At 42.1% G+C, this 21,606-nt stretch carries 26 protein-coding genes; 14 read left to right on the top strand and 12 right to left on the bottom strand.

The window, feature by feature from the left end; genetic code table 11:
• The 4 genes from AC5JL8_RS14605 to AC5JL8_RS14590 form a co-directional block, all read left to right on the top strand.
• Positions 1-85: R3H domain-containing nucleic acid-binding protein (locus tag AC5JL8_RS14605; protein WP_495880507.1), on the top strand; the 85-nt coding region annotated here is incomplete at its 5' end.
• A gap of 570 nt (positions 86-655) precedes the next feature.
• Complete coding sequence (grxC, locus tag AC5JL8_RS14600; RefSeq protein WP_495880483.1) at positions 656-970, top strand: glutaredoxin 3; 315 nt, start codon at positions 656-658, stop codon at positions 968-970.
• Positions 971-1,170: 200 nt separating this feature from the next.
• Positions 1,171-1,656, top strand: a complete 486-nt coding sequence (gene tadA, locus AC5JL8_RS14595; protein ID WP_495880482.1) for a tRNA adenosine(34) deaminase TadA — start codon at positions 1,171-1,173, stop codon at positions 1,654-1,656.
• A 111-nt stretch (positions 1,657-1,767) separates the two neighbouring features.
• Positions 1,768-2,538, top strand: coding sequence for a lysophospholipid acyltransferase family protein (locus AC5JL8_RS14590; protein ID WP_495880481.1), 771 nt, complete (start codon positions 1,768-1,770; stop codon positions 2,536-2,538).
• A 9-nt stretch (positions 2,539-2,547) separates the two neighbouring features.
• Here the strand turns inward: AC5JL8_RS14590 and AC5JL8_RS14585 are convergent, their stop codons facing one another.
• Positions 2,548-4,650 (bottom strand): S8 family serine peptidase, encoded by a 2,103-nt coding sequence (locus tag AC5JL8_RS14585; RefSeq protein WP_495880480.1) that lies wholly within the window; start codon positions 4,648-4,650, stop codon positions 2,548-2,550.
• A gap of 173 nt (positions 4,651-4,823) precedes the next feature.
• Here AC5JL8_RS14585 and AC5JL8_RS14580 point away from each other — a divergent pair, with 173 nt between their 5' ends.
• From AC5JL8_RS14580 to grxD, 4 genes are all read left to right on the top strand, one after another.
• Complete coding sequence (locus AC5JL8_RS14580; RefSeq protein WP_495880479.1) at positions 4,824-5,426, top strand: hypothetical protein; 603 nt, start codon at positions 4,824-4,826, stop codon at positions 5,424-5,426.
• Between the two features lie 32 nt (positions 5,427-5,458).
• On the top strand, positions 5,459-5,638 hold the full coding sequence (locus AC5JL8_RS14575) for a hypothetical protein (RefSeq protein ID WP_495880478.1): 180 nt from the start codon (positions 5,459-5,461) through the stop codon (positions 5,636-5,638).
• Positions 5,635-5,892: a BolA family protein gene (locus AC5JL8_RS14570; protein WP_495880477.1), complete on the top strand. Its 258-nt coding sequence runs from the start codon at positions 5,635-5,637 to the stop codon at positions 5,890-5,892. Before AC5JL8_RS14575 ends, AC5JL8_RS14570 begins: the two co-directional genes overlap by 4 nt.
• 87 nt (positions 5,893-5,979) lie before the next feature.
• Complete coding sequence (gene grxD / locus AC5JL8_RS14565) at positions 5,980-6,303, top strand: Grx4 family monothiol glutaredoxin (protein WP_495880476.1); 324 nt, start codon at positions 5,980-5,982, stop codon at positions 6,301-6,303.
• A gap of 146 nt (positions 6,304-6,449) precedes the next feature.
• Here the strand turns inward: grxD and AC5JL8_RS14560 are convergent, their stop codons facing one another.
• The 3 genes from AC5JL8_RS14560 to AC5JL8_RS14550 all read right to left on the bottom strand — a co-directional run bounded on the left by AC5JL8_RS14560 (position 6,450) and on the right by AC5JL8_RS14550 (position 8,580).
• Entirely contained in the window at positions 6,450-7,826 is a 1,377-nt protein-coding gene (locus tag AC5JL8_RS14560; protein ID WP_495880475.1) for a helix-turn-helix domain-containing protein, read from the bottom strand.
• Positions 7,827-7,936: 110 nt separating this feature from the next.
• The gene (locus AC5JL8_RS14555) at positions 7,937-8,122 is read right to left on the bottom strand and encodes a hypothetical protein (RefSeq protein ID WP_495880474.1); all 186 of its coding nucleotides are present in this window, start codon (positions 8,120-8,122) and stop codon (positions 7,937-7,939) included.
• Between the two features lie 203 nt (positions 8,123-8,325).
• Entirely contained in the window at positions 8,326-8,580 is a 255-nt protein-coding gene (locus AC5JL8_RS14550; protein WP_495880473.1) for a DUF6761 family protein, read from the bottom strand.
• A gap of 552 nt (positions 8,581-9,132) precedes the next feature.
• On the opposite strand from AC5JL8_RS14550, the gene AC5JL8_RS14545 reads away from it, so the two are divergent.
• Positions 9,133-9,903: a response regulator transcription factor gene (locus AC5JL8_RS14545; RefSeq protein ID WP_495880472.1), complete on the top strand. Its 771-nt coding sequence runs from the start codon at positions 9,133-9,135 to the stop codon at positions 9,901-9,903.
• Between the two features lie 81 nt (positions 9,904-9,984).
• On the opposite strand, the gene AC5JL8_RS14540 is transcribed toward AC5JL8_RS14545, so the two are convergent.
• From AC5JL8_RS14540 to AC5JL8_RS14525, 4 genes are all read right to left on the bottom strand, one after another.
• On the bottom strand, positions 9,985-10,767 hold the full coding sequence (locus AC5JL8_RS14540) for an ABC transporter ATP-binding protein (RefSeq protein WP_495880506.1): 783 nt from the start codon (positions 10,765-10,767) through the stop codon (positions 9,985-9,987).
• Between the two features lie 135 nt (positions 10,768-10,902).
• On the bottom strand, positions 10,903-11,457 hold the full coding sequence (locus AC5JL8_RS14535) for a hypothetical protein (RefSeq protein ID WP_495880471.1): 555 nt from the start codon (positions 11,455-11,457) through the stop codon (positions 10,903-10,905).
• A gap of 86 nt (positions 11,458-11,543) precedes the next feature.
• Positions 11,544-12,005, bottom strand: a complete 462-nt coding sequence (locus tag AC5JL8_RS14530; protein WP_495880470.1) for a DUF4079 domain-containing protein — start codon at positions 12,003-12,005, stop codon at positions 11,544-11,546.
• A gap of 138 nt (positions 12,006-12,143) precedes the next feature.
• The gene (locus AC5JL8_RS14525) at positions 12,144-12,539 is read right to left on the bottom strand and encodes a DUF1830 domain-containing protein (RefSeq protein WP_495880469.1); all 396 of its coding nucleotides are present in this window, start codon (positions 12,537-12,539) and stop codon (positions 12,144-12,146) included.
• A gap of 587 nt (positions 12,540-13,126) precedes the next feature.
• Between AC5JL8_RS14525 and AC5JL8_RS14520 the strand changes: the two genes are divergently transcribed.
• From AC5JL8_RS14520 to AC5JL8_RS14510, 3 genes are all read left to right on the top strand, one after another.
• The gene (locus AC5JL8_RS14520) at positions 13,127-14,719 is read left to right on the top strand and encodes a photosystem II high light acclimation radical SAM protein (protein WP_495880468.1); all 1,593 of its coding nucleotides are present in this window, start codon (positions 13,127-13,129) and stop codon (positions 14,717-14,719) included.
• 177 nt (positions 14,720-14,896) lie between these two features.
• Complete coding sequence (locus tag AC5JL8_RS14515) at positions 14,897-16,294, top strand: DICT sensory domain-containing protein (RefSeq protein WP_495880467.1); 1,398 nt, start codon at positions 14,897-14,899, stop codon at positions 16,292-16,294.
• Entirely contained in the window at positions 16,291-16,929 is a 639-nt protein-coding gene (locus AC5JL8_RS14510; RefSeq protein WP_495880466.1) for a pentapeptide repeat-containing protein, read from the top strand. Before AC5JL8_RS14515 ends, AC5JL8_RS14510 begins: the two co-directional genes overlap by 4 nt.
• A gap of 346 nt (positions 16,930-17,275) precedes the next feature.
• On the opposite strand, the gene AC5JL8_RS14505 is transcribed toward AC5JL8_RS14510, so the two are convergent.
• Together AC5JL8_RS14505 and clpS are read right to left on the bottom strand one after the other, a co-directional pair.
• Complete coding sequence (locus AC5JL8_RS14505) at positions 17,276-18,106, bottom strand: CPBP family intramembrane glutamic endopeptidase (protein WP_495880465.1); 831 nt, start codon at positions 18,104-18,106, stop codon at positions 17,276-17,278.
• Positions 18,107-18,240: 134 nt separating this feature from the next.
• Positions 18,241-18,522, bottom strand: coding sequence for an ATP-dependent Clp protease adapter ClpS (gene clpS, locus AC5JL8_RS14500; RefSeq protein WP_495880464.1), 282 nt, complete (start codon positions 18,520-18,522; stop codon positions 18,241-18,243).
• A gap of 294 nt (positions 18,523-18,816) precedes the next feature.
• Between clpS and AC5JL8_RS14495 the strand changes: the two genes are divergently transcribed.
• Complete coding sequence (locus AC5JL8_RS14495) at positions 18,817-19,179, top strand: hypothetical protein (protein WP_495880463.1); 363 nt, start codon at positions 18,817-18,819, stop codon at positions 19,177-19,179.
• Between the two features lie 39 nt (positions 19,180-19,218).
• Here AC5JL8_RS14495 and AC5JL8_RS14490 read toward each other — a convergent pair whose 3' ends face one another.
• Together AC5JL8_RS14490 and AC5JL8_RS14485 are read right to left on the bottom strand one after the other, a co-directional pair.
• Positions 19,219-20,394: a pyridoxal phosphate-dependent aminotransferase gene (locus AC5JL8_RS14490; RefSeq protein ID WP_495880462.1), complete on the bottom strand. Its 1,176-nt coding sequence runs from the start codon at positions 20,392-20,394 to the stop codon at positions 19,219-19,221.
• 227 nt (positions 20,395-20,621) lie between these two features.
• Positions 20,622-20,819, bottom strand: coding sequence for a hypothetical protein (locus tag AC5JL8_RS14485; RefSeq protein WP_495880461.1), 198 nt, complete (start codon positions 20,817-20,819; stop codon positions 20,622-20,624).
• A gap of 469 nt (positions 20,820-21,288) precedes the next feature.
• Here AC5JL8_RS14485 and AC5JL8_RS14480 point away from each other — a divergent pair, with 469 nt between their 5' ends.
• Positions 21,289-21,591, top strand: a complete 303-nt coding sequence (locus AC5JL8_RS14480; RefSeq protein WP_495880460.1) for an STAS domain-containing protein — start codon at positions 21,289-21,291, stop codon at positions 21,589-21,591.
• Positions 21,592-21,606: the final 15 nt, after the last annotated feature.

Here is a 21,606-nt window from a genome sequence, read left to right as displayed (position 1 = left end):
GCATGAATTGGTTGAACGCTACCGTCTCAAGTCTCAAAGCTTTGGTGAAGAACCTCTTCGTCGTTTACGGATTTATCCCGCTTGACACTAATTTGGCTGGTTCTAGCAAAGGTGACACCAACAAGGGCAAAAGCCCTGACCGCTCAATGGTGCGAGATAATGGCTCTCAAAAGCACTGTCATTCCTTGGTTGTAATAATCAAAGTCAGAAAATAAATTTTGGCATTTCTTACTTTTGGATTTTTGAAAGCATTTTCTCCTTTCCTACAAGGAGGTGATCGCATTATAGGACTCTTATTTGATTTTTGAACAAATTCCGTAGACTTCAAATTCCCTTCTTTATCTGTTCCCTGTTCCCTACCTACGCAAGTAATTTTAGGAATCAAATCGGATTGCTATAGGATACCTTAGTGTTTGCTTTTAATGGAGTGCGATCGCTCCTGGGGAAGGCTAAAATTAAAACCTTTCTATTGCAAAACTGACCGAAATTGACGTTTAATTGGTACAGCTGCGCTGATTTGGGCATTCACTGGTTATTTAGCTTACTGCAACCATTTAGAAGGTTTTCAAAAGTGGGTTCCACTCCCTATGCGATAACTAACCCTAGCAATGATCTAGGCTAGAGAAAATCTCACAAATTCATAAAATCTCAAATTATGCTCGATTTTCTCAATCCTCTTTTAAATCGCCATCCAGAGCGAGTCAAAGCCAACGTCGAGATATATACTTGGCAAACTTGCCCTTACTGCATTCGCGCTAAAATGCTGCTGTGGTGGAAAGGTGTAGAATTCCAAGAATACAAAATCGATGGCGACGAAGCAGCTAGAGCTAAAATGGCAGAACGTGCCAATGGACGCCGCACAGTACCGCAGATTTTCATTAACAATCAACACGTCGGTGGCTGTGACGATCTTTATCAGTTGGATACACAAGGTCAACTTGACCCTCTCTTAGCTCAAGTAGCCGTTTAGAAGCAAAATTAGCTTTTTGAGAATCAAACTTCTCAATCCCAGCATCTTCACTGAAGAAGATAAAAAACAAGTCAGCCCGCTTCGGCGGGCTTTGTCATAGTAATCCGTAGTCAGCACCTCAAGATTTCTAGCCACCGAAGTGATTACTACGAATAAAAGTCTGCGGACTTTAAATATATATAATTATTCTCAATAAAACTATGTTAATTGAATACCCAGAATATCTTGCACACCGAAAATGGATGAGTCGTGCCTTAGAATTAGCACAAGCCGCAGGTGATGCCGGAGAAGTCCCTGTAGGTGCTGTAATTATTGATTCTTTGGGCAATTTGCTTGCGGAAGGCGAGAACAGGAAAGAACGTGACAAAGACCCCACAGCTCACGCAGAAATTCTCGCTCTTAGGGCAGCTGCTAAAACTTTACAAGATTGGCATCTTAATCAATGCACCCTTTATGTAACTTTAGAACCTTGCCCAATGTGTGCAGGTGCTATTATACACGCTCGTCTAGGATTGCTGGTATATGGAGTAGACGATACAAAAACTGGTGCAATTCGTACCGTTACTAACCTTCCTGATAGTGCTGCTTCTAATCACCACCTGCAAGTCCTTGGAGGCATTCTAGAGTCTGCCTGTCGTCAGCAGTTGCAAGCTTGGTTTGCTACTCTGCGGCACAGGAGAAACTAGCAGACAGAGGCGAAACTGTCCAATAGGTGGTACACAAATCACGGAAGAAAATCTACGGTGTAAGTAATCAAGGTTTCCTCATATTTTACCGAAAATTCTGCGGCCACCCTCATGATGGAATTTTACTCTACCACCCCTACTTGCCAGCAAAAACTAGCAAATACCCCTACAAAGACTAAGGTGGCTCATACTACCTCGCGGGTTTCTTCATGGTTAAGTCCTCTAGCGTATATATTAGGACGCCACCTTGTATTACCGTCGTTCTTTCGGCACATTGACATCATTGGACAAGAGCATATTCCTACGACTGGTCCAGTAATTTTAGCTCCTACTCACCGATCGCGTTGGGATGCATTGCTGATACCTTATGTTGCTATGGGTTCTATTGCCGGAAAAGACCTGCGGTTTATGGTGACTAGTAGCGAATGTCAAGGATTGCAAGGCTGGTTTGTCAAGCGCTTAGGAGGTTTTCCTGTCGATCCTAAACATCCATCAATCACCACCCTGCGGCATGGGGTTGAGTTGCTTGAGGAGCGAAAAACTCTGGTTATCTTTCCAGAAGGTGGGATTTATCGTGATGCTAAAGTTCATCCATTAAAGCCTGGAATTGCTCGTCTAGCTTTGAGCGCTGAATCTAGTCAGCCTGGACTAGGTGTCAAAGTTATACCGATTAGCATCAATTACAGCCAACCTTATCCAAACTGGGGAACGGATGTCAGGATTTATGTCGCCCCAGCAATAAAAGTTGCAGATTATGCTAATGGCTGTATAAAACAAAATGCCAAATGCCTCACCGCTGAGTTAGCTAGGGTTTTGCAACAACTAAGTTCTCAAGAATCCGAAATCACTACTCACGCATTTGCAGAAATTCCCAATTCTTAATTTTGTTAGTTAAATATCCAAAATTAATTCCCAGCTATTGAGTTTACCTACATCTTCTGGTGCATAGTCAACGATCCATAACTGCCAACGCCCTTTAGCTGACAACGATAGAAACCGTTTGAGGGCTGGGTGCGATCGCACTGTGTAAGTTGTTTGTAAATCGGTGCGACGACCTAAGGTACGATTTTGCAATAATACCTGCTGCTCGTTAGGAGCAATTAAATAAATTTCTAAATCGCCTAAAAAATCGTGAGTGATGTTGACTGTTACTTGAATATTTTGGACTAAACTCGTCTCGGTAATGGTGATCGCACTTTTAACACCCCGTTTATCATTATCGGGAATTCCTATCTGGCTGTCATTTTGTTGCTTGATTTGCTTAGTAGTACTTGATGCAACTGCACGTAGTTGCTGCGCTGCTTGCACAGCTTTAAAAGCATTTACCTTGCCATAACCGAACCATTGAGAATGTCCATTGCCGTCATAAGTACCTTCACGTAAACCTAATTGAGGATCTGGGTTAGGATCAACAATCTTATCAGTGGTTTCTTGCAGTATGCGTCTGACTTGTTGTGCTGTTAAGTCAGGATTGGCTGACAACATCAGTCCTACCACGCCTGCAACTAAAGGAGTTGCGGCGGAAGTACCGCCAAAGTTGCGGGTAAAATCTCCAGCATCGTAACCTGCGGCTCCTAATTGGTCAGTAGTGAACATTCCTAATCCGTTCAGGGAAGTGGCGATCGCAGGTTGTGTTTCCATAAAACCCTTTTCCTGAAACCACATACCAGGTGGAGCGTTGTTACTTGGGGCACATACTGCAATATTCTTGCCCCAATTGCTATAAGCTGCCTTTTTATTCAAGCTAGTAGAAGCAGCAACAGCAATTACATCCGTATGTACCGCAAAACCACTTAGCCAATTTGTATTACCTGCTAAAAAATTTTTCGGCCAATTCCGCTCATTAATAGTACCTTCAATCGGGCGGTTAGCATTACCCGCAGCAAATAAAATCACGCAACCTTTACCATTGCGCCCTTTGTTAGCAGCACGGGCGATCGCGGCACGTTGGCGCAAAGAAAGGGGAAAATAAACAGCAGAAGCTCCCCAACTGCAAGAAATAACACTAGCTCCCTTTTGTATTGCCCAGTTGAATATTTCCTCAACTGATTCATCATCCAAAAATCCAGTCGTGCGAATTGGCATCAATGCACAACCCGGAGCAACCCCGACAATTCCTGTACCATTTTCTTCAGCAAGGGCTATGCCTGCACAAGCCGTACCGTGACTACTTTCCTGTTCAGAGGGTAAGGGTAAAAAGTCATTTTCTTTCAAGTCTCTAGGGGCAACAATTTTGCCGCTACCTTGAAAATCTGGGTGATTCAAATCAAAAGAATCATCAACTACGGCTACAACCACAGAACGGACACCACGAGTAATATCCCAAGCTTGTTCTACAGAAACATGGGAACCCGCTACCAATTGATTACCGCCATTATGATTGAGATACCATTGTTGCGGATAAAGCGGATCACGCGGTTTGTAATGCTGTTCCTGTTGCACAAGGATGTTAGGTTCAGCAGCTAATACCTCTGGGAGTCCTTGCAACTGGTTAGCAATTTTGATCGGATTTTCTGTGGCTTGTTTACTGACTAGATATACAAAAGTATTAGGTATCCCAAGGACTGGTTTGTCCTGAATTAGACTATATGCACTTGTTAAAGCATTTATCTTTGCAGCATCAACCCAAGAGGCAAATTGAATTGTGATTTGGTCATTGAGATAAACAAAAGTCCCAGGATTATCTTTGAGTTTGTAAATATGGCTGGCAAAGGCAACATTTTGGTCAGCACGGGCTTGGGACATTGCCCTTTCTAACTCATTTAGTTCTACCGTAAAAACTTCTAGCCGTGCTTGGGGAATGCTGCGACGCCAAATGCCTCCATTAGCCTGTGATAATTCTTGGGGAGGAATAGCCTTAACAGGACGGACAGTGAAACGATCCAATACCTTTTCTAAAATTAATTCTTCACCACCGCGTTGTAATACCATTCCCAGGCTGCTTGCTGGTATACCCATGTTGGCAGAATCAGAGGAATTGACGCGATCATTCATAATAGTGATTTTAGATACTACTATATTAGGGGCTATGGGAACTCAATTAAACTGATTTTCAGTCTAAAACATAGAACCTTAGTATGTTGCTTTGCTTTGTCAAGGACGAAAACAGAGTTAAGATACCCAAAGTTTCCATTTCTGTTTGTATACTTGTCGCACGAATTGATCCCATGAACTTAGCTGTAGCTGTTCCCTGGATTCGCCCCACTTCCTTATCACTTATAGCAGCCCTCAGTCTGCTATCATCTGTCAATGCTCAGGTACCAAACCTACCAAGCACTAATAACCAACCACAACTTATTGACCCCAACAATCCAAATAATCTGCGTCCGATCGCGCAGAATAGTAGTCTGTTGAGCATTGAAAGTGGGCAGCGTCTTCTTAAAGAAGCAGAAGGTGCCGTTTCTGCCCAAAGATACGACGTGGCTACTAAGAAGCTTCAAGAAGCGCGTCAGGTGTTTAATCAACTATCTAATTTTTATCAGGATTTGAACTCTAGTTTTTCGGGAATTGACAACAGAGTTTCCGATTCTCAGCGGAAAAAAGCACTAGACACCGCTCAATTGCGAGATCAAGCAACTTATAGGCTAGCGCTGGTACATCGGGCACAAAATCAGCCAGAATTAGCTGTGCCGTTACTAATACAAATTATTAAGAGCCAAAACCCGACACGAGACTTAGGCAAGCAAGCTTATCAACAGTTATTGGAATTAGGTTTTGTTGATGCCCCCTATCCTAGACAAGGCGGTAGTAGTTCATCATCCCAAAAATAATCAAACTCATTCAATCCCCCTGACTCTAAGCCGTGGCTTCCCAATGCCTTAATGCTAGGATGGGATTATCCACCATCAGTTTACCAAGCATTCAAAGAAAGCACCTGCCTAGAGTGCGTATAACCTTAGCCCTGCCAAAACTTGAAGAAGCAGAGGCGATCGCTCTATATCTGTTAATAATAGAAAAGAAGTTTTTTCAGGAATTGCGATGATTAGTCCGCAGCAGGTTGAAGCAATGATCAAAGCGGAACTGCCAGACGCCCAGGTTCAGGTGCAAGACCTGACTGGTGGTGGTGACCACTATCAGGTGACAGTAGTTTCATCGCAGTTTGCAGGCAAGAGGCTGGTGCAGCAACACCAGTTAGTTTACGGCGCGTTGCGGCAAGCTATGTCAACTGAAGCGATCCATGCCTTGGCAGTAAAAACTTATACTCCAGAAGCTTGGCAGACAACAGCCGCTTCTTAGAAGTTGATAGTTCAATATTAAAAGTCCGCAGTTTAAATATTGACTGTTGACTCTTGACTATAAGCAAAAGTAGGAAACAGGAAGACCATGACGCCAGAAATCAAAGAGAAAATTGACAAGTTGCTACAACAGAACAAAATTTTGGTTTTCATGAAGGGAAACAAGTTGATGCCTCAATGTGGTTTCTCCAACAACGTCGTGCAAATTCTGAATACGTTGGGAGTTCCCTTCGAGACTGTTGACGTTCTATCAGACTACGAAATTCGTCAAGGAATTAAAGAATATTCCAATTGGCCGACGATTCCCCAAGTCTTTATTGACGGTGAATTTATTGGTGGTTCAGACATTCTCATAGAACTTTACCAAAAAGGCGAATTACAGCAATTAGTGGAAGTAGCACTAGCTTCATAGTATTTTCTTTGCAGCATATCTTAAGATGCTGCTAGCTTCTCGCTTTGCTGTAGAATAAATCTGTCGATGTTTAGTACCTTTGAAAACTAGGGGTATAGTAATATAACCCCATTTTCAAGGGTATTTTTATTCAATACGGTTCTGGCTTAGGAATATAATAATTCGACGTCTCCAGAGTTCAGTTCACAACACACTTGCCCGATCAGTTTCTCGCTGATGTATTCCATGACTACAGGTTGCTGAGTGTAGCTGCCTGATTGCTGTTCAATGAGCGATCGCCCTTGCAAAGACAAGAGCGCTTCTAGCAATTCCCGCTCAGACATATGCGGTACAATGTCTTGTTGCAATTGAGGTAAAGTTACCCAATGCCGTTTGATTGCCAAACAGTACATCACCTGCTTTTCGTTAGCAGACAAGCGATTGAACTGTTGTTCTAATATTTCCCAAATGTCGCCAAAAACAACTGAACCTTGCTGTAAAAATTCGGAAATATTACCATCAAACAAGCACTGGATTGTCGTTGCTAAAATTTTCAAAGAAAAAGGATTACCTGCATAGCGCTGAATTAGGCTGTCACATTCAGCACCTGAACTTGCTAGTCCTTTGGTTGCGAGAATTTGCTGTGCTTCTTTTCGCGGCAAACCAGTTAGTTGCAGCGATCGCACAGGCAGAGTTTCACCTTCTCTAGCTGTCAATCCCGTTGGCTTCTCTCGACTTGTAAACACCAGGCAACTTTGATGGACTTCATCTGCCACGCGTCTAAAAAGTTGACCATATCCTTCATACCCTAAGCGGTAGTGTCCTGCTGTTTTTCCACTTTGCAAAATTGTTTCCGCATTGTCTAAGAGGATCAGGCAACGTCGGGAGCGCAAGTAGCTAATCAGACAAGAGATTTGTCCGTCTATGGTTTCTGGCAGATTCACTTCTTTTTCCTGAGAGAGAAATAAAATTAACTCTCGTATCAAGTCAAAAATGAGTGGGGCTTTCCGTAGGCTGCGCCAAATTATGCAATCAAACTTGCTCTGTAAATTTTGTGCTACCTTCACAGACAAAGCCGTTTTGCCAATCCCGCCCATTCCTAGCAGCATCACCAAGCGGCATTTTTCATGAACAATCCACTTTTGAAGTAATGTTTGTTCTGTCTGACGTCCATAGAATATAGAAACGTCAGCGGCTTCTTCCCAGTCTTGTTGCTGTTGGATTTTAGAGGTTTGGAATGCAGCAATAGTAGATACTTGTGATTCTGCTTTAGCAAGGTTGGAATAATGCCGCCTCAAAACTGTTTTGACGTTACTTTTCGCAATATTTTCGCCCAATGCTTTTGAGAGGGTTTGCCATAAACGGAAGCCTACATCTCTGATGTAGTCATCATCGTAACCTGAGCTTTCGGCAATCTGTGCATACGTGTATCCTTGCCAGCACATTCTGAGTACTAACTCTTGAATGTTACTTAAATGCTTTTTCTGCAACACTGTATCTAAAACTAGCATTGCTTGTTCAAAAGTTAATTCTAAAACTTCCACATACAATATCCCTACTTTAAATGTGTCTGAACTTATCAGCACTTTATGGAAATTTTATGCAGATAACCCAATATTTAAATTTATTCGGATCAGGATTTTCCTGAATTCAATTACACAGCCCCTAACAGCAAGCAGTAGGCGATCGCGTCCAAGGGGGTTAAATCTTGCCGAGTGCTGAATAATGAAGTGCTGAGGAGCCATGGCTGCGCTTCCCGTGCAGCGTGCAAGGGAGGGCTTAGGAGATACCCCGTAGATGCAAAGCGGCTTCTCGCAGAGTAAAGGTGAAATTTTTTCATCGGGACTGCCTTATGCGTCCTGCCGGAGATAGCTAAAAATCCCCTCAGTGGAATCGGTAAAACCAAAACGGCACTAAGGGGATGTTTTTTATCAAGATAATATCTACAAAATTTCACACCACATCACCCCTTGATCAATGCAGGTAATATGTTATAATTATCTGCGTTGATTAATGGTTACTATCAATGGCCAAGCAAGGGCATTAATAGTAATCGTGTTGTGGTTCCGGTTCTGGCTGCGTCATCGCAAAATTTGATGCATCGTACAAATAGCGGCTGGCTTCCTCCTCTAAACGATGAATCAAAAAAGGCTCAATGGCGTTACCGTGTCGCAGTGCGGCTAGATATCCATCCAAATACATCCGCATATCATCCATGCGATAACCACGATTCCATAGCTCGACGAAGGCGTCGGTAATTCTTTGGTAATAGCGGATGGTTTGTGTGTCTTGGAGCATAACTGCTGAATTAATCTCTTTGGAATGAGAATTGTAAATGATTCATGCTGAAATGTGAAGGGTCACTTTCCCTTTGGCATCAACTCAAAACCAATATCTCTAGTTTGGGCAACACCCCCAGCAGCTACAATATATTTTGATCCTATTCCAGAAACCGTGGAATATGATTGTTTGGTAAGCTATTTTTATAATTTCCTCTGTCAACATCCCGGCTCTCCCGGCGGATGTCGATACCAAATTCTGCAAGACATAATCCGCTTTCACCATAAAGCTGAAAAATAGCTTAGGGAAGGGTTAGCTTGTTTGGTGATAGTCTTTTGGTGCATTAACCCCTTTTAGGAGTAGGATGTTTAGGCAGAATGAATTTCAATAAGTCTAACAAAAATTTAAGGATATTACTAATCTGCTTTGGGAAGAGCATAAATTAATCTTCTTATCACTATTGGCATATGGAAATGTAAAGCTAATAGTAATTGGAGTAACACAGGCTACAAAACCTTGGGCATGGGCTTGTTACTTTGAGAGTCATCGACGCTAAGGGGTCTTGCCACCGTGGGTTCGGTTTGTATTGAAATTGTTGAGGGGAATCCCCATCTGAGGTCGTTGCTAGGTTGGCACTTGCAACAGTTGGAATACCGGGTACACCAAGCCGCCAGTATTTATCAAGCAAGAGAAGTGTTTTTGAGCCAGCAGCCAACATTGGTCATTCTTGATGCTGATTTGCCTGATGGTGATGGCATTGAGTTTTGCCGTTGGTTGCATCGTCAGCAACAGCCCTTAATTTTAATGCTATCTGCCCGTAGTAATGAAGCCGATATTGTCCTAGGTTTAAAGGCGGGGGCAGATGACTATCTAAGTAAGCCTTTTGGAATGCAAGAGTTTCTAGCACGGGTAGAAGCATTAATTCGGCGCAACCGTACACCTGTTGCACCAGCTTATCTAGATTACGGCGCTCTGCAAATTGATTTAGTGCAACGCCGGGTTCGGTTTCAAGGGGAGTTTATTGACTTAACACCCCAGGAATTTAGTTTACTATACGTTTTAGCACAAGCTGGAGGCGTGCCTCTATCTAGATCAGAATTGCTGCGACGAGCTTGGCCGGATGCCATCGATAACCCGCGCACAATTGATACTCATGTTTTATCGCTGCGGAAAAAAGTTGAACTTGACCCCCGACAGCCGAGCTTGATTCAAACCATCCGCAATGTAGGATACCGATTTAACATGGAAATTCTCAATTCCAATATTTCCCAATCACAAACAAAGTTGGCTAAAGAGAGATTTAGCAATCCCCGCTCAACTCTAAGTACTCAACGTGTATAGGAAAAAAATTAATTCAAAATTCAAAAATTAAATCCTTCTTATTGCATCTTGCATTTTGAAGTTTTAATCTGAGCGTAGAGATTAGTTCCATTCTTCAGATACTTGTGCTTCTGCGTGCATTAAGCTATCTCGCAAGTTAACCCAGTTGATTTCAGAGGCTCTTTGATCTGCCAATAACCGACCTTGCTGTAGATGCAACAATCGCGTACTAAATATCTGTGCTAGCTCCAACTGGTGATTGATCATTAAAATCGTGGTGTGATGAGTGTGAGCCAGCTGGGTTAAAACTTCCATCAGATGGAAAGCTGTACCAACATCCAAGGCAGAGGTTGGCTCGTCTAATAGTAATATTTTAGGTTGAATGACTAAGGCACGGGCGATCGCTACCAACTGTCGCTGTCCAGCAGAAAGTTGCACTTCAGTTCGTCCTAACCAGTCATTAGGAATATGCAGCTGTTCTATCCAATAGCTGATTCGTTGCTGAATTGTCTGTTTGGGTAAACCACGCAAAACTAATGGATATGCTAAAGCTTGCTGAACTGTCATCCCCAGCAACTTAGACTCTTGCAATACCAGTGTCACTACTTGGCGTAACTGGATAACAGGAATTTGGCAATATTCCTGATTTTCCAGATAAATTTTGCCACTAGTGGGTTCAATCAGACGATTAATGAGGTGTAATAATGCAGTTTTTCCAGCGCCTGATGGCCCCACAATAGCAATGCATTGCTCTGGCAATACCTCAAAAGTAATATCTTCCAATATAGGATATCCCTTTTGGTTACCTGGAAGTTGAGTTTTTAGCTTTGTAAACAGATTAACTTGCTCTAGTCTGAGACTCACTCTAGGATTAACATTATCCAAATTCAAGTTTAATTCACTTACCTTATTGGAAATTGAGAAAATCAGTAATCAGTCTGTGTGTTGATTACTGATAATTAATTACCTAAACAAAATTAATTACACATTCTTCAAGCTGTTCCCTGCCTAACAAGTTAATTACTGATATAAAGCTGTGGTGATAGTTAAACCATCTACCAACAGCAGCAATAATGTACAACCTAGCAAAATCATATACATCCAAGGCTGTGCCAACGGGCGGACATCTGTGGTGTCAATACCTGTCTTGACCTGTACTTGCCTGACCATTTGAGCAAATCCGGCTACACGTACTGGTAATAAATAAGCTTTTCCTTGCTTACTGAGGAAATAATAAACTATACCTCCTTGTCCAGTGGTGCGAGGTTTTAACTCTTTTACCTCCGACCAAGCCAAAGACCAACCTTTACCCAAAAAACGAGGAACCCAGACGGGGTAATTAACCTGAATTCCTTGGTCATCTAAGATTACTCGTTCAGTCAACACCGCATACAAGGCTATTAAGCCGATACTAATTCCCAACCACAATAATGCTGGTGGTATGGGTGCTGCTGTGGCTTGAGATAAGAAAGGCAATGGGATTGTGAGTGCTACATATAGACTCAACAGCGTTATCCGAATCAAGGGAGATAGTCGAAAAATAGAAGCTGTATTATTGGCTGAGTTTGCTGTCACGGCTAATTTATGATTACTAGCTTTAAATTCATCCTAACTGGGAAGTTGAGCAGCATTCAGGTTCTACAACTGGGCAGTTGGAATTTTTATGGCAAATATTTTTGAACTACACTCCAACCGGTTAGGGATACCCAAGCAAATCCCACAAACAAAATAATATTTAAACCGATGTGTAAAGGTCTAGCCCAAGGTCGCCTAGCGCTAATTTGCGTAGCACTAAAAGCAGATAGCAAAACTAATGCTACTACTATCAAGCCAGCAACTAAGTGTGACGATTGTCCTAAGGAACCAAAGTGACCTAATGTGCCGATAATGCCAATTGCCAGTAGTAATAGTACTAAACTGACCATGCTGATGCCGATCATATAGTGGAGCGATCGCATCCCCCGAATTCCTCTAGATAATAGAAGAAAATTAGGCGGGTTTTGCGAAGTTCTCGCCTGAAACATCCAAAAGCCGCTGATCGCTAACATCAAATATGCTAGCAGGGCTAACCCCATCGACCAAGCCGCTATTTTCCACAACCAAAGAAAAGAAGGCAAATTCATACCAACGATTGTAGAGGAGATAAAGTATCAGGGAGCGATGGGTAAAAAAATAATTAAGATTAACTACTTATTGACTATTAACTAATCAATAAAAAAGGCTGCTGAATTCAGCAACCCTCGAAGTTAAGCAAAATTTTTTTAATCAACGGATGCTAAACCAGCAACTGTTAAGGGTTTTGTAGTATCTTCAGATTTTGTATTAATTTGCTGCATCATTGGTTTTTTATTGATAGAGTCTATTGTTACTTCTGAGTCTGTATCACACTCATAAGTAATAGACTCGTTAATCACAAGGCGATCGCACGGAATCTTATCCGATAAAATTGCACTTGCCATCATCCCCGTATGAATCTCCATTTGAGCTTCTTGTGGGGCTTCAAACACGAGACGTTGACCAGGAAAAACAACCCTTTCAAAGTACCAATTGGGAATATTGGAGATGCGGGCCACCTGGATTTTGCTCGTGGCATTGATGTAGCAGCAGAGAATTGTCCCCGATTGCTCAGGTGGTAGAGGATCTAGTATTTGAGCCATAACTGCTGAGGAGCTTTACGCCACAATTTTACATTACACCAGCAAAACTAACATTTGCTGATCCCCAGAAGCTGTAACTCCGACTACCAACTGAAAATTTCTGCATTATTTCTATCTAAAGATATGTATAAAGTATGAATATTTTGTAAATATATATGCTTTTTCTAAAATTATACATTATAACTAAATTTTTTTTGTATTTATTCTTTGATAAACAAGCTGTAACTTACTTAAGTAAGCCAGTAAAGGTGAGTCAATAGCGACTATCTCCTTCCCTATATGCCAGGTGAATAGTAATTTTTTTGTTTGAAATATCCCAAGAGTAATAAGCGAGGAGCATCGCTTAATGAATAAACTCAATGTTATGGTAAAGCTATATGAAAATTAACTTTATAAACTCAATGTCATGGATGCCATACCAATGGTATACAAAGCAATTTTAGAGATTTCCACAGTTACCTTGGGGAATCTCACCTCTATCAAAACCTAGCTTAAACGTCAAGCGCGATCGCGGTAGAGGAGACTAACCAAAACAAACCCACCTGCAAACTAGTTATTTCTTTCAATTTCCCCAGAAAAACGGCAAGATGGCAGTTCAAGCACCAATAATGGAAAATCGAATTCTCTACGTTCGCCTTCCCTGTAACCCCATCTTTCCCATTGGGGTTGTCTATCTATCAGATCACGTCCACAAGCAGTTTCCGAGTATTGAACAGCGCATTTTTGATCTCGGATGTGTACCACCCTTAGATTATGCTGGGGCCCTAGAACGTTGTATCGATGAATTTAAACCAACACTACTAGTATTTTCTTGGCGAGATATTCAAATATATGCCCCAGTCGGGGGTCGTGGCGGCAACCCTTTGCAAAATGCCTTTGAGTTTTATTATGCAAAAAACCCTCTAGTGAAACTACGCGGTGCTTTGGGTGGCTTGCGAATCTTTATCGCTTACTACGTAGAGTTGTGGCGCAATCTGGGTTTAATTAAACGTGGTTTAAAACGCGCCCAGAAGTATGAAAAAGATGCCCGCGCTGTTGTGGGCGGTGGGGCCGTCAGCGTCTTTTACGAACAGTTGGGGAAAAGCTTACCCAAAGGCACAATTATCTCTGTGGGTGAAGGCGAAACTCTGTTAGAAAAACTCCTAAGTGGGAGAGAGTTTCGAGATGAACGCTGTTACGTAGTGGGAGAAAATCAACCACGGCAACGGTTAATTCACGAACAGCCTACCCCACTAGAAAAAACCGCTTGTAACTACGACTATATCGAAAGCATCTGGCCAGAATTCAACTACTATCTGCAAGATCAGGACTTCTACATTGGTGTGCAAACCAAACGTGGATGCCCTCACAACTGCTGCTATTGTGTCTACACTGTGGTTGAAGGCAAACAGGTACGTATCAACCCAGCAGATGAAGTCGTTGCCGAGATGCGCCAGTTATACAATCGCGGCATTCGCAACTTCTGGTTTACTGATGCCCAATTCATCCCAGCACGGAAATTTATCGACGATGCGGTAGAACTCTTACAAAAAATCGTCGATTCTGGCATGACAGATATCCACTGGGCAGCATACATCAGAGCGGACAACTTGACACCAGAGTTGTGTGAATTGATGGCAAAAACCGGAATGAACTACTTTGAAATCGGTATTACCAGTGGTTCTCAGGAACTTGTGCGGAAAATGCGGATGGGATACAACCTGCGAACAGTCTTGCAAAACTGCCGTGACTTAAAAGCAGCTGGTTTTAACGACCTAGTTTCCGTTAACTACTCCTTTAACGTCATTGACGAACGCCCTGAAACGATTCGCCAAACCATCGCCTATCACCGCGAACTCGAACGGATTTTTGGTGCGGATAAAGTTGAACCTGCCATCTTCTTTATTGGGCTGCAACCCCATACGCATTTAGAAGAATATGCCTTCAAAAAAGGTATCCTCAAACCAGGTTACGATCCAATGAGCTTGATGCCTTGGACAGCCAAAAAGCTGCTGTGGAATCCCGAACCTCTGGGTTCATTTTTTGGAGAAGTTTGCTTGCAAGCTTGGCGACAAAATCCCAACGACTTTGGGCGCGAGGTCATGAAAATCTTAGAAGAAAAGCTAGGTTGTGCTGACTTAGAAGCCGCACTTTCCGCACCGATAGAGACAAAAGAAAAAGAATTGGCGAGGGTATCATAGAAGACACAAAATCGAGATGAGGAGACATTTTCGATTTTAAATTTGTCTCCCCTCTCCCCCTCTGTGCCCTTGCCGTTTACCATACTGAAAGGGCCAGCCTGTAGCAAGTTCTGCGTCTACGGGCACGGGCTTTTAAGCGTCTCATGCAGTTCGTTTCACCAAAGCCAGACTCCATCCATGTTAGAAGGTTCCATCCTACAACAGCTGGAAGCAGCTCATCGCTACAGCTCTAGACCAATTAGATTCGGGGTGTACTACAAAAATACCCTGGTTGCCTTATGCCATGCCTTAGAAGACCATATTTTAAGCGACGATGCTAAACCCTTAGTAATTGCTGCTTTTCAACAGGGTAAATGGTATCTTCAAGAAGCAGAACGATACGCAGACATTGCCAAGCACAGCGATGAGATTGTGGTCATGGCTGCCCTCGACGCTGGCTTTGCCGAACATTCGATAAGCTTACTACCTAACATCCACTTAGTATCTTTAGATGCAGGCGATGCAGTGGCGCAGGAGTGGCACTTAATTGTCTTGTCATCTAAATACACAGCAATGGTAATTTGTCAAGAATTATCAGATGCTGATTATGGGATTAATGGGCTACCTGCATCAGACTTGGAGCGAAAATTTTATGGTTTATGGACATTTGAGCCAGAGTTAGTGCGAGAGACAGCAGAATTAGCGATCGCTCACATTAAACCATACAATCCAGAGCTGGCGCAAAAACTAACTGCCCATAAAGATTCAATTCAGCCTAATCTTGCCACACCAGAAGAATTTGGTACAGTAGTCTCCCGCGTAGTTGATTACCTCCAAACCGGGCAGGAAAATTTATCCATCCCAACAGTGCAGGCTCAACAAGTGCTAGACCGCAACTTGGTTTCCAATGAAATCCAAGCGTTTTTGCGAATGGCCCAACTGATGGATATAGCAGATGTCAACAACCCAATGGCAGCAGCAGAAGTAGTGGCGCTAGCAGAAACAATGGGACAGCTATTAAATCTACCTGCATGGCAGATTAAAAGATTGCGCCTTGCCGGGTTGCTGCACCGCATAGATCCACTGCAAAAAGCAGAAAGCGTTCTGATGCCTGGTACATCCACACGTTACCAAGAAAATGCCCCTAGTTGCCCCTTATCTTGTCCCCTCATACCAGGAGCACAAGTATTGCGAACCATGCCACGGTTAAGAGCAGTTGCTCAAATTATTACTCATCAAACCGAGTGGTGGAATGGTACAGGAGAACCAGCAGGTTTAGCTGGAGATGAAATTCCCCTAGAGTCGAGAATTTTGGCGTTAGTTGCAGACTTTCAATGGCGAGTAAATCATAAAAAATTATCCCAAGTAAGTCCAGAAGAAATTCTTACTCAAGCTTTGGATGAGTGCAGACAACAACAATCAACCCGCTTTGACCCTAAACTAATAGATACCCTGGCTTTATTAGTCATGGGTTTGCAACAGGGACTCGACTTACCCTTGATAGAAGCCAAAGTTAGCGCTGGCATGTGGTTAATCGATTCCCGATGGGATAGCCAAAGCAAGAATAGTGAGGAGATTGGTAGTTACCCGCAATGAATATTGAAGCCATTAGATTAGGAAACATTAAACAACTTCCAGGGGCAGATTTAGAAGACGAAGAACTCTGCCAACTTGATTTAAGCCGGATTAACCTTGCAGGCGCTACCCTTGTAGGTACTAATTTCACTGGTTCCAAACTCGAAGGTGGGCATCTAGAAGGAGCAAATTTGATGGGGGCGAACCTCCAAGCAACTGACTTACGGGCGAACCTCATGGGAGCAAACCTGATGCAAGCAGATTTGACAGGTGCTGATTTGCGGGGTAGTAATTTGCGTGGTGCTAACTTTATGGGTGCGACACTCAGTGATGTGTCTTTAGCAGGTGCATTTTTGAGTGGTGCTAATTTGATGAACGTGAATTTGCAAGGCGTTGATTTGCGGAGTGCTGACTTGCGCGGTGCTAATCTGACGGGCGCAAATCTCAAAGGTGCAGACTTGAGCCGTGCTGATTTGCAAGGCGCATTGTTGAGTGAGGCAAATCTCGAAGAAGCTGACTTGCGTGGGGCAAACTTGGCAGGAGCGAATTTGACAGGGGCAAATTTGTTGTGTGCTGAATTAGAAGGTGCAAATTGGAACGGTGTTAATTTAGATAGAGCTTGTTTGGTGGGCACTGTGGTTGAGACAGTTTCCTAATTTATGAGGCAATTTATCTTTTCTCTACAATCTTGAGACAAATAACCTAGCAGATGTAATTTTAGTATTGTTCAATAATGCTATGAAAAGCTCACGCCAAAACACAAAGAGGGGAAGGAAATTAATACCAATTCAAAATTTTTAATTCAAAATTCAAAATTAATAAACCCAGATTTAATCTGGGTTTACAGGCTTGTATCTGTCACATTCTGTTTTCAATTTGGTATCAGATATTTGTCTTGACAGAAAATAAAAATAAGCATTAATAATACTCTACATTTAAGTTTGTAATCTGTTTTTGAGAGCTTAATATTTCTATTTTGTCAGTTCAAAGCTCATCATGTTTTTAACTCTTTATTTTTATAGTTATCCTCCGCATCCATAACGCCAATACACTCATAAATAACATCCCCATAACACCTTGCAAGGGATTATTATTCACACCCGTAACCCAATCAGGAACCTGACCCGAATATTTAATTAATTCGCCAACATTAATTATGTAGTAGCCCCAGACTAAACCACCATGTAAACCAATTGGTAACCCTAAGCGTCCCCTACGCCATCCCTTACCCCATACCTGCGTTAATCCCAAAAGTACTAAAGTTGGGAATTGAGGTAGTGTGTGAATAATTGCCTCTAGCGGTTTAATAAAGTGCAATGCAGCAAATAAAATTGCATCTGTCCACAAAGCCACACGCGGAGTGTAATCCCGTTGCAATTCATTGAGTAACCAGCCTCGAAATAACAATTCCTCAGCAAACCCTATACCTGAACCTACAATTAAACCTTCTAAAATAATTTTTAGTAAGAAAACATGAGGTTGTTGCCACACTAACCAACCTAAAAAACCTTGTAATCCAAATAATATCAATATGCTAATTATCCCAATAGCCAGACCACGCAACAAATCTATAGCATTTTGCCGCGAGATTTCTAAGCCATAATGCCGCAGTATCTGGGGTTGTTGGTAGATGTATTTACCCCATAGCTTCAGTAAGAAAATAAACTCTACATATAGCAATACTATTGTTAAAATACTTTCTAAGTTGGAATCATCCACTAGTAAGTAAATTGGTACAGCAAAAGGCAACCATAGCAATAACAAATTCAAAATAAAATAACCCAGCCTAATAGGGGCAGGGCTTTGAGCTAGACGGACAAGGTTGATTTTCATACCAAGCCAAAGAAGGAAAGAAGATAAATTTTAAAGGTCAAACAGTAAAAGTTTAAAGGAAATCTCTTTAAGTTTTACCTTTTATCGTCTTCCTTCTGGTACAAGATAAATTTTTCACAAAAAACCTAACTTACTTATTCGTCAGGTTCAATTGTGCTGCTCAAACCATGACTTTTCAAAGTTTCACAATAAAACTCAGCATGTTCTTGAGCACAAGTAATGACTAAAGCTAGCCCATTAGTATGAGCTTCCATCATAATACTGACAGCCTGGGGCTGGGTGAGTCCCGGCACTGTTGTAATTAGTACCTGTACCACGTACTCCATAGGGTTGTAGTCGTCGTTATGGAGCAAAACGCGATAACGAGGCGCGAGCTTACGGGATGTGGAACGCTTCTCAATAGTTTCGACTGACACTGCTCTTTGCTCTTTTATCGTTGATTTACTACAACAGAGTATCTGTCCAGCAATTGCTTAACAGTTATTCATTTATTCTATAGCATTTACATACAGATGCATGGCAACGAAAAATTTTGCAGCCTGGGGCTAATCTGGGCAGTATAACCTAAAGATTTTAGAAGCTGAGGTTTTAAACATCGCAGGTGTGATAATGCTACCCTAATGTTGCAGCAACTTCCTCTTAGCATAGTGCATTGTCTTTAACATTAAGGAAGCTGCAATACTATCCTTACTGCCCCAAGCTACGTGATTATGGACATGAGCCTAGAATTTCAACCAGGACAAATTGTGTCTTTAAATCATGGCGACACGAATCTGTATGCAGAAGTCATTCAAGTCGTGGTTTCTCGCCAGTTGTGCTGGGTGCGTCCTTTAGTGCTGGTAAATTTTATCCCAGAACCACCGCATCTAACCGATTTACGAGATTCGTCTGACTTGCTTTGGCCTGTAAACTTATTTCGACCAGCCCTAGACACAGAAGTAATTACAATATTGAGCCAGATTTTAGCAAAAGAAACAAAATCAGAATCTGACTCAGCAGCCAAACAGCAACTTCATCAGTTTATTCACCAAGTGTGGCAGTTATATCAAGAAGGGCTTGGGGCTGGAGATTAGGAAAATATCCCATTACCCAATCTCTAGTCTTTATTATCTTCATTCAGCGTAGCGAATGCCGACATCCTTCAAGCGTTGAATTGCTTCGTACATCCGCTCATCGCTTACAGTTAAGGCAATTCGGAAAAAGCCTTCTCCCATGGCACCATAACCATTACCCGGAGGTACAAGAATGCCACACTTGTCAAGTAGTAGAGTTACAAATTCTGTTGAAGTATATCCTGGAGGAACAGGTGCCCAAAGGTAAAGAGTAGCTTTAGGAGGCTGAATTGGCCAACCTAGAGATTGCAGCCCTTTAACGATGATGTCGCGGCGGTGTTGGTACACAGAAATTAGAGATTGGAGTTCAGCTTCACTGGTAGAATAAGCTGCGATCGCACATGCTTGAATTGCCTTAAATACCCCAGAATCGACGTTACTCTTTACCTGTGCCAAGCCTTTAATGCCGATGGCATTCCCAACCACAAAACCAACTCGCCAGCCCGTCATATTGTATGACTTAGACAAACTGTGAAACTCGATCGCTACATCCTTGGCACCTGGCACTTGCAATATACTTGGTGGTTTGTAGCCATCGTATGCCATTTCTGAGTAAGCGTTGTCATGACATAACAAAATATTGTACTGCTTACAGAAAGCTACCAATTCTTCAAAAAACTCCAACGTTGCCAGTGCCCCAGTAGGATTATTGGGATAGTTAATCCACAACAGTTTTGCTTTCCGAGCAACTTCTTCAGGAATCACATTCAGATCAGGCAAATATTGGTTTTCTGCCTTCAATGGCATGGTAAAAGACTCACCACCAGCAAACAAAGTCGCAGTCCGGTATACAGGATAACCAGGATCGGGTATTAGCGTATAATCTCCTGCTTCCACAAAGGCTAAGAAGGTATTATGAATGGCTTCCTTGGAACCAATAGAAGAGACAACCTCTGTATTCGGGTTCAACCCTGTCACTCCAAACCGACGCTCCATCCACTTAACCGCTGCCTCTCGAAATTCTTTGGTACCTTGATAGGGGGGATAGTTGTGGGTGGAGACGTCATCAATCGCCTCATGCATTACCTGGAGTATATGAATTGGAGTCGGTTTATCCGGATCGCCCACAGCCAAATTTATGATGTCAACTCCCTTGGCTACGAGTTCATTACGTTTGCGGTCAATTTCAGCAAACAGGTAGGGAGGAATTTTTGCTAGGCGTTTAGCGAACTGCATGGCGACGTACTAATAATGCAATTGTGGATGGGATGCTTATTAGCACAGTTTACGCCAGGCTAGGGAACTAAATATTCAACTCACAAAAAAATAACCGAAGATGACATCGCGCTAGTTCTTGGCGCTGTGTTCTTACCAATTGTATTAAGTTTTTTGAAGTTTGATAGCTCTAAATTTTGCTCAAAACCGATACAGAGGCAAAAGCTGCAATGCTAAGGGCTGGATTCCTATCCTAAGCTTGGAACTAACTTAATTCGACCAGCATCCATCTCTGCCATTAATAACTCCAGAGCTTCGTAGTCAACATCAGAGATATAACCCATTTCAGTCAGTTCTGAGTTAATTTCATTTTCAATTTCGGGAGTTAATTTTTTAATGTCAAGAGCTTTTTCTACCAATCGACGAATAGCATACCTAGTTCTCATAAAAAATAAACCAATTGTATGTGTTACTAATTATTCCAGATAGAGTTCGGTATAAAATGTGATCCAGATTTACGGGTTGTAGTGATCTATATCACTAAAAATGTGAACCAGTATTCGGCTAACAACCTTGATATTTGCCACTAGCAAACGCGAAATTCAGGGAATTTACCCTACAGATGAATTTAGTTTAAATCAGCCTCAATTATTGATCAAGCAGGCATTCTCAGCATACCTACTGTGACTTCATCTGTTCTTTGAATGTCTATGAAGATTGTTTTTTAACTGAGAATAAAAAAATGTATTTATACATACATTTTAACCAGTAATTATGACAATCTTTAAACAGAGGTAGTAAAGCGATAAAGATTCAGCAAAGAAACCTAAGACGAATGGTCGATGTTGTGAAAAAAAGTTTATGTTCAAATACATCTAAGCTTTACGGTTCAATAACTTTAATTAGGATGTGATTATGCAAGCGGTACTTAAATGTCCAAAAATTACAGTTATTCGTCCCCAAGGCTGCCTAAATGCCGTCAACGCCTTAGAATTTGAGCGAGATCTGACTACAGCGTTGGCACAAGATGATACCTCAATCTTGGTAGTGGATTTGGCAGCAGTAGAATCCTTAGACAGTGCAGGTTTAATGGCATTGGTATCTGCGCTCAAGCTGGCTGGGAGTTTGGGACGGAGTTTGCAACTTTGCTCTGTTTCTCCGTCAATTAAAATTATTTTTGAATTGACACAACTCGATAGGGTGTTTGAAATCAGTTAAATCGCTCTATCTAGT

The organism is Mojavia sp., from assembly GCF_059505145.1.
This window is presented reverse-complemented; position numbering and strand designations above follow the sequence as displayed.